This window comes from uncultured Propionibacterium sp. (genome assembly GCF_963539965.1).
Taxonomy (GTDB): Bacteria; Actinomycetota; Actinomycetes; order Propionibacteriales; family Propionibacteriaceae; genus Propionibacterium.
Genome location: NZ_CAUTOU010000088.1, coordinates 1 through 7,557 on the forward strand (window position 1 = coordinate 1; position 7,557 = coordinate 7,557).

The following is a 7,557-nucleotide window of genomic DNA, read 5'->3' on the forward strand; positions in this document are numbered from 1 at the left end:
GCCCGGGCCCGGGCCGTGCGGGTCTGGCGACCGCTGGCCCTGCCCGTCATGGTCGCCGTCGCGCTCGTGTCGGTCCCCACCGGCTCCGTGCTCCACGACCTGGCCGGCGAGCCCTGCGGGACGGCCTGCGCGGAGCTGGATGAGGCGACGGCGATGATCCCCGACGGCTCGTGGGTGGGCGCCGACGTCTACCTGACGAACCACCTGACCGACCGCTTCGAGGTGAGCCAGTGGCGGCCCACCGACGGCTATCTCGATGACCTGGGTGAGCCGGTCGACCCGGAATGGCTCGTACTGAACCTGGAGACGATCAGCTACGAGAACGAGACGAGTTCCTGGGTGCAGGGTTTCCTGGACGACCCGGTCGTGCGCGGGGCCCGTTACCGGGTGCGCTGGCAGGGGCAGGCCATCGTCGTCCTGCAGCGGGAGGGCTGAGGGCCCTCAGACGATGTAGCGCACCAGCACCATCGCCGCCAGCACGACGAGGAAGGCGACGGTGATGATCCAGTCGTTGCCGCTGGCCACGAACCAGCGCAGGCGCGCGCCGCCCGGCAGCACGTGGTCGCGCACGTTCATGCGGGTCAGGCCCGCCCACACCAGCGTCGTCGTGAGCGTGATGAGCAGGCACCACGGGCACAGCGCGTGGATGACGAAATAGGACTGCGTGAACAGCCACAGGGCGAAGAACAGCGCCACCGTGTAGAGCGCCTCGACGCAGCGCATGTACCAGCGGGGGAGGCGGACGCCCGCGACGACGGCCACCGAGACGGCCAGCACGATGCCCTCGAACAGGATGCCGAGGAAGGCGTTGGGGAAGCCGAGGATGCGCGCCTGCCAGGTCTGGGCGACGGTGGTGCAGCTGATGCTCGAGTTGATGTCGCAGGCCAGGTCGAGCCCGGGGTCGCCGGCGAGCTCCCAGGCCTCGATCGACAGCTTGAACGAGACGAACAGACCCACCAGACCGGAGACGATCATCTCGGTGGCGGTACGGGCGCGCCAGCGCTGCGGGGCGGGACCGGTCAGCTCGGGGTCGGGCTCCTCGCCCTCGACCGCGCCGGGCTCGGCGCCCTCGACCGCTTCGGACTCGAGGTCTGCTGTCACGACGACTCCTCGTGCGTTTCTCGGGTTCAGGGGTGAGAACCCAGTACCCCCGTGAGCATACCCGGGCCGGGCGGGGACCCCGGAGCGCCTCGGCGAGCGCGATGCGGCACGCTGGTATCATTTCTTCGGTGGCAGGTTCAGCAACCCCCGCACCGCTGCGAGCGGATGAGGCATCGGCGCCCTCCGGCACAGGCGAGTCCACTGACGACGAGCCAGCGGAGCACGCGGATTATCTCGCGCGGCTCATCGATCTGAACGATGGGCTCATGCTCGCCGCCGACCGGCTCGAGGGGCTGCACAGCGCCACCCGCGTCATCCGCGAAACCGTCGGCGCGCGCATGACCCCGATCTATCTCGTCGACGAGAGCGGAACCACTCTGCGGCTGACCGCGGATGAATCCGTCGACGCCGGCGTCATCGACGGTTTCCCCGAGATGCCCGTCGACGCTCATGTCCATTCTCCCTGGGTCAACCCCGAGCACTGGCCGGTGTCCGCTCTGGACCATCCGGGCAGGGACTGGGACACCCTCCCCGAAGGCTTCCGGGCGTGGTTCGGGCGCAGCGGGGTCGTCGTCCCCCTGCACTCGGACGACCACCACCTGGGAGCGGTCCTTCTCGTCCTGGACGGCTGTCGTCGGCCCACGGCGCGCGAGTACCAGTTCCTCGCGGCGGCCGGGCGGATGATGGGCAACGTCATCTACCGGTGGCAGCTGCTCGCCCGCGAACGGGAGCTCGGGGCCCTCGAGGAGCGCCGCCGGCTCGCCGATGAACTCCATGCCGACCTCTCCCAGCAGCTGGCCGTCCTCGCCGTGCAGGCCGAACTCGTCGCGATGGACACCGACCAGACGGCGGACGCACGGACCCACGAGGACGTCGCCCGGCTCACCGAACTCGTCGACGGAGCGAAACGGAGCCTGCGCGCGCAAATGCTCGGGCTGCGGTCCGACTCCCGGCTCACCGGCGGCTTCTACCAGCGACTCCGGCGCATGACAGAGGACTTCGAACGCGCCACGGGCATCCACGTCCTTCTGCAGACCGACGGGAGAGGGCGCTCCGAGGCCGCTCCTCCGATCGCATCCCAAGTGCTGCGCGTGGTCCAAGAGGCGCTGAACAACGTACAGCTTCACGCCCGTACCGGCACGGCGAGGGTCGCCGTCGTGCGCCTCAACGACCGCATCCGGGTCGACGTCGTCGATCATGGACGCGGCTTCGACCCCGACCACGTGCCGGGCACGAAGATCGGGATCCGCATCATGCGCGAACGCATGGAGCAGATCGGCGGCACGCTCGTGATCCGCACCTCCCCCGGCGAAGGCACCCGGGTGCGGGCCGACGTGGTCCTGCGGGATCCAGTCCTGCGCCCGGTCGGAGGTGATGATCACGATGACGCCGTACCGGGTGCTTCTCGCCGATGACCACACTCTCTTCCGCACGGGGATCGAATCCCTCATGGAGCGGTGGGAGGAGTTCGTCGTAGCGGGGACCGCCTCCTCCGGCGCCGAGGCCATCGCCCTGGTACCCCGGCTCGATCCCGATCTCATCCTCATGGACGTACGGATGGATGACGTCGACGGCGTCCACGCGACACGCGCGATACGGGCCTCCAGGCCGGGCATCCGCATCGTCATGCTGACGATGTCGGTCCTGAGCGAGGACATCCTCGACGCGATGAGCTCAGGAGCGTCCGGATACATCTCCAAGAACGAGTCTCCGGACCGTTTGCGCGCCTGCCTCGGGTCCGTCATGCGCGGTGAACCCGTCATCTCCCCGGAGCTCGCGTCCACGCTCGCGGGCGCGGTCGCTCACGGGCCCGGTGCGATGCCGGAGCACCACGGGAGGACCGCGCCCCTGAGCCCCCGCGAGCGCGAGATAGTGCGAATGGTTTCTCAGGGCAGATCCAACGCTGAGATCGCCGAGCTGCTCTTCCTGTCGGTGCCGACGATCAAGAAGGAGATCGCCTCGATCATGAACAAGGCGAAACTGAACAACCGCGTGCAGATCGCCGTCTACGGCGTGCGCCAGGGTCTCGTCTGGGCCTGACGGGCTCGGGCCCGGGGCCTCGCCCCTCGTGGAGGACGACGCCCATGGCACCGCGCGGACAGCCAGTCCAGCACGCCGGGATCCGCCGCGGCCGGGCACGTCCCGCACTCCAGGCACGCCGCGTATTCCACGCGGATCGCACCGTCGGCGGCGGGTACGCCAGCATCGTGGTGCATCCGCTCATTCATGAGGAACCGGGGCGCGCGGCGGCAGGCGGTCATGTCCTTGCCGACCCATGACTCGGACGGACCCGTGGGGTAGGCGTCCATCGCGGTCTTCGACGGGTCACCGGAGGCCGGTGCCCGGTCCCGAGAATCCCTTCGTCCATGTGCGGCTCTCCCGGGCCATGGCCGCAGTCATGGTCGACGCCGCTCGTCCCGAGCGTCCGCCAGGTGGCGGGGGGACCGGCCGCGGGACCGGTGGCCTCCTCGCCGCGGATCGAGCTCAGAGCTCGCCGGCAGCGATGCGGCTGGCGATGTCGTCGGCGGCCAACCAGCCCGAGGTGAAAGCGAATCCATTGGCCGAGCCGGGCACTGTCAGCTGGTAGGACTCGCCGAAGAGACCACCGGCGTCGCACCCGACGACGTAGAGACCGTCGATGACCTCGCCGTTCTCGTCGAGGGCGCGCATGCGGTCGTCGATCCGCATGGCCCCCATGGTGATCATGATCCCGGGCTCCATCTTGATCGCGTAGAACGGGGCCCTGTCGAGCGGGCGCAGGTACCTGGCCCGCTTGCGGAACCGCCCGTCGACGCCGGTGCGGGCGGCCTCGTTGTAGGTCTCGACCTCGCCGGCGAGTGCTTCCGGCCGTACGCCGATGCCCCTTGCGAGGTCCTCGACCGTGTCGGCCCCGACCACGTTGGTGCGGCTCCGGTCCGCGGCATCGGCCTCGATCTCGGCAGGAAGATTGACGAGCTTCTCATAGTTGTGCACGTAGACGCCCAGACCCACCTCGTTGCCCTCGCTCACGAGTTTGTCGATGTGCCCTTGGTCGAGGACCGCCCAGTAGAAGGAGCCGGGCAGGGCCGCGACGATGTCCCCGGCGTTCCCGAAGTTCAGTCCGGCCTCCTCGTTCGTGAAACGCCGACCCGAGGCGTCGACCCACAGGTAGGGCTGCATGCCCGCGTTATTGACGTGCGAGGTGATCGTCTTGCCCCTCATGAGGGGGAAGAGGAGAAGTGTGCCGATGTTGTCGTTCTCGACGTTCCCGGCGTCCTTGAGCATCGTGATGCCATCGCCGGTGTTGCCGGGTCCGCCGACGTTGATGGCACGCCCGCCGATCGGCTGCTTGGCGTAACGGTCGAGCATCTCAGGATTGTTGGCATAACCGCCGGTGCCGACGACGACCGCCTTCGCCCCGAGAACGACCTCCTCGCCGTCGGAGTCCGTGGCGACGACGCCGCTGACACGGCCGTTGTCCTCGAGGATCCGCTGGGCCGGGGTCTCGAGGAAGAGCTCGACACCGGTCTCAGCGCACCGGGCCTCCATGAGCTCGATGACATGGGCCACCTCGCCTTTCGGCAGGTGCCAGGTAACGAGTTCACCGGGCTGATCCGGCGCAGTGATGGTGACGTCCTCGTACTCGACGCCCAATTCGGTACGCAATTTCCTGATCGTCGTCGCGGCGTTGTCGACATACCGGCTGACGAGGGCTGGGTCGCAGCGCCAGTGGCTGTAGGACAGATAGGCCCAGTAACCCTCCTCCTTGGTGACGCGGATGCCGCGTTTCTCCTGCTCGTCGGACTCGAAGGCGGCATGCCCCTCGGCGAAGGAGGAGCTGCCGCCGGTGCGGGCCTCCTTCTCCAGGACTGCGACGCTCTGCCCGTTGTTCACCGCCTGGAGCGCGGCGGACAGCCCGGAGGCCCCGGAGCCGATGACGACGACGTCGTACTCGGCATCGAATTCGGTCATGATCGTTGTCTTCCTCTCCCTGGGTCCTCTCACCGCAACGCCGCGGTGAGTGCGGGGACCACTTCGTAGAGGTCCCCGGCGATGCCGTAGTCCGCCCGCTCGAAGATCGCCGCGTCGGGATCGGAGTTGATGGCGACGACGACGTGCGCATCGCGGATGCCCTCGAGGTGCTGCGGGGCGCCGGAGATGCCGATGGCCACGTAGAGCCGCGGGGCGATGTGCTGGCCCGAGCGCCCGACGTAATGGTCCTTGGCCACCCAGCCGAAGTCGTCGGCGATGGGCATGGAACAACCGATCTCTCCCCCGAGCGCGGTGGCGAGGGACTCGACGAGGGCGATGTCGTCCCTGCTCCTGACGCCGCGGCCGAAGGAGACGACGACCGCAGCGTCTCGGAGGGCGTTCGCAGTGGATCCTCTCGTGGTCGAACCGGTCACGGTGATGTCCGATGCGACAGCGCCGGTAGGGGCCGCCTCGACGGGCGAGGCCGTCGAGGCGACATCATCACCGCCGAAGACGAGGGCGAGCGGGCCAGGAGCGACCAGGCGCTGGAGGGCCTTCCCCCCGAGGACGCGGCGCTCGACGGACAGGCCTTCGGCCTCGACGCTCAGGCCGAGAACACCGGTGACGACGGGGACGTCGAGAGCGGCGGCAGCGGCGCCGAGAATGACGCGCCCGGCGGGGTCGGAGGTGGCGACGAGGACATCGACCCCGGATTCGGCCAGGGCGCTCGCCAGCGCGGGGGCGTAGGCCTCGGCCGGACGTCCGGGGTCGACAACCGTGGAGCGGACCTCCGCCACCCCGGAAATGGCGGCGGCCGAGACGACGGTCTCGTCCCCGACGGCCCATACGGCGACCGACCCGGCGGCAGCCGCAAGGGCCACGGCCCCGCTCAGTCCATGGGTGGATGTGGCGATGACGGCAGTGCTCACGACAGGACTCCTTCGCTGCGCAGGGCCGCGATCAGGTCAGCGGCGGCGTCGTCCCCGCTGAAGACACGGGCCTCGGTGGCCTCCGGCGGGCGCAGACCCGTCGCGGTCACGGTCCTGGGGGCGGTGACGTCGAGGTCCGCCAGCGTCAGCTTCGTGACCGGACGTTTGCGGGCGGCGAGCTGCTCCTTCATGCCCGGCCGCCTCGTATCCGCGCCGAGGGCGCATACGCCGAGGACGACGGGGATCGGTGCACGCAGGTACTCGATCATGTCCCCGTTCTGGCGGCTCACGTTCACCCCGCCGCCGGTATCGGGACCGGCGGTCAGCACTTGAGTCAGGCACACCGCTCCGAGGCGGCCCGCGAGGGTTGGGGCGACGCCCGGGAACTCCGTGGCATCGCCGATGACGACGACGTCGACGTCGCCGATGTGCGCTACGGCAGCGGCCAGGATCATGGCCGTCACCGATGCGTCATCGGGGGAGAAAGGCGCATCCGTGACGGACACCGCCCGGGGGACGCCCCGGGCCAGGGCCCAGCTCGCGTCCCCGGCGCCAATGGTCAGGCCGATGAGCTCGTCGTCCGGCCCGGTCAGCTCCAGCGCGGCGGCGACGGCGGCCGGGTCGTCCTCGCCGGGAACCACCTTCTCGCCGCGCCAGTCGATCGTTCCATCGGCTCGGACGGACGCGTTCTGCACATCACGCGCCCACTTGTAGATGACAACTGTCTTCATCGGTGCGTCCCCTCGGTCACGGCGGTGCGGGAAAGGCGGCGACGCGCCCGGGCCACCGCCACATGAGTGAGCGTAGGTCCGCGGTCATGTCGCCACCAGGTGCCGATGGTCTCCGAAGAGTAGCCACACGGCCATCCCCCGCTCCCAGCCCGCGGGGCGACGCAATGGCCGCGGCGCCCGGTCCTCTGTGCCCCGGGAACGATGAAGGGCCCGCTCCCCCTGACGAGGAAACGGGCCCGATCGGCCGGATCGCTGGATCCGGCTCACCTGTCGATCTTGGTCACGCGGCCGGCGCCGACGGTGTGACCGCCCTCGCGGATGGCGAACTTGAGGCCGACCTCCATGGCGATCGGCTTCTGCAGGTGCACGACCATGTCGGTGTTGTCACCGGGCATGCACATCTCGACGCCCTCGGGAAGGGTCACGGTGCCGGTCACATCCGTGGTGCGGAAGTAGAACTGGGGGCTGTAGTTGGTGAAGAACGGCTTGTGGCGGCCGCCCTCGTCCTTGGTCAGGACGTAGACGCTGCCCTCGAAGTCGGTGTGGGGGGTGGTGCTGCCGGGCTTGGTGACGACCATGCCGCGCTCGACGTCCTCCTTCTTGGTGCCGCGCAGGAGCAGACCGACGTTGTCGCCGGCCTGGCCCTCGTCGAGGATCTTGCGGAACATCTCGACGCCGGTGACCGTGGTGGTCTGCGTCGGGGCGAGACCGACGAGCTCGACGGACTGGCCGGTCTTGATGACGCCGGACTCGACGCGGCCGGTGACAACGGTGCCGCGGCCGGTGATGGTGAAGACGTCCTCGACCGGCATCAGGAACGGCTTGTCGGTGTCGCGCTCGGGCTG

The 7,557-nt window shown here is 69.4% G+C and carries 8 protein-coding genes and 1 pseudogene; 3 read left to right on the top strand and 6 right to left on the bottom strand.

Annotated elements, in window-relative coordinates:
* The coding region (locus R2N01_RS10590; RefSeq protein ID WP_316670981.1) for a hypothetical protein at window positions 1-435 on the top strand (435 nt) is incomplete at its 5' end.
* A 6-nt stretch (window positions 436-441) separates the two neighbouring features.
* Here R2N01_RS10590 and R2N01_RS10595 read toward each other — a convergent pair.
* The gene (locus R2N01_RS10595) at window positions 442-1,101 is read right to left on the bottom strand and encodes a vitamin K epoxide reductase family protein (protein WP_316670983.1); all 660 of its coding nucleotides are present in this window, start codon (window positions 1,099-1,101) and stop codon (window positions 442-444) included.
* Between the two features lie 266 nt (window positions 1,102-1,367).
* On the opposite strand from R2N01_RS10595, the gene R2N01_RS10600 reads away from it, so the two are divergent.
* Window positions 1,368-2,516, top strand: a complete 1,149-nt coding sequence (locus R2N01_RS10600) for an ATP-binding protein (RefSeq protein WP_316670986.1) — start codon at window positions 1,368-1,370, stop codon at window positions 2,514-2,516.
* A complete protein-coding gene (locus R2N01_RS10605) occupies window positions 2,485-3,141 on the top strand; it encodes a response regulator transcription factor (protein WP_316670989.1) in 657 nt (218 codons plus the stop codon). The genes R2N01_RS10600 and R2N01_RS10605 overlap by 32 nt, the downstream gene beginning before the upstream one ends.
* Before the next feature lie 22 nt (window positions 3,142-3,163).
* On the opposite strand, the pseudogene R2N01_RS10610 reads toward R2N01_RS10605, so the two are convergent.
* The 5 genes and pseudogenes from R2N01_RS10610 to R2N01_RS10630 form a co-directional block, all read right to left on the bottom strand.
* Window positions 3,164-3,287, bottom strand: a pseudogene (locus R2N01_RS10610) (ferredoxin); the annotation flags it as partial.
* Window positions 3,288-3,585: 298 nt separating this feature from the next.
* On the bottom strand, window positions 3,586-5,052 hold the full coding sequence (locus R2N01_RS10615; RefSeq protein ID WP_316670991.1) for an FAD-dependent oxidoreductase: 1,467 nt from the start codon (window positions 5,050-5,052) through the stop codon (window positions 3,586-3,588).
* Window positions 5,053-5,081: 29 nt separating this feature from the next.
* Complete coding sequence (locus tag R2N01_RS10620; protein ID WP_316670994.1) at window positions 5,082-5,981, bottom strand: electron transfer flavoprotein subunit alpha/FixB family protein; 900 nt, start codon at window positions 5,979-5,981, stop codon at window positions 5,082-5,084.
* Window positions 5,978-6,712: a hypothetical protein gene (locus R2N01_RS10625; protein WP_316670996.1), complete on the bottom strand. Its 735-nt coding sequence runs from the start codon at window positions 6,710-6,712 to the stop codon at window positions 5,978-5,980. Before R2N01_RS10625 ends, R2N01_RS10620 begins: the two co-directional genes overlap by 4 nt.
* A 263-nt stretch (window positions 6,713-6,975) precedes the next feature.
* Window positions 6,976-7,557: EF-Tu/IF-2/RF-3 family GTPase (locus R2N01_RS10630; RefSeq protein WP_316670999.1), on the bottom strand; the 582-nt coding region annotated here is incomplete at its 5' end.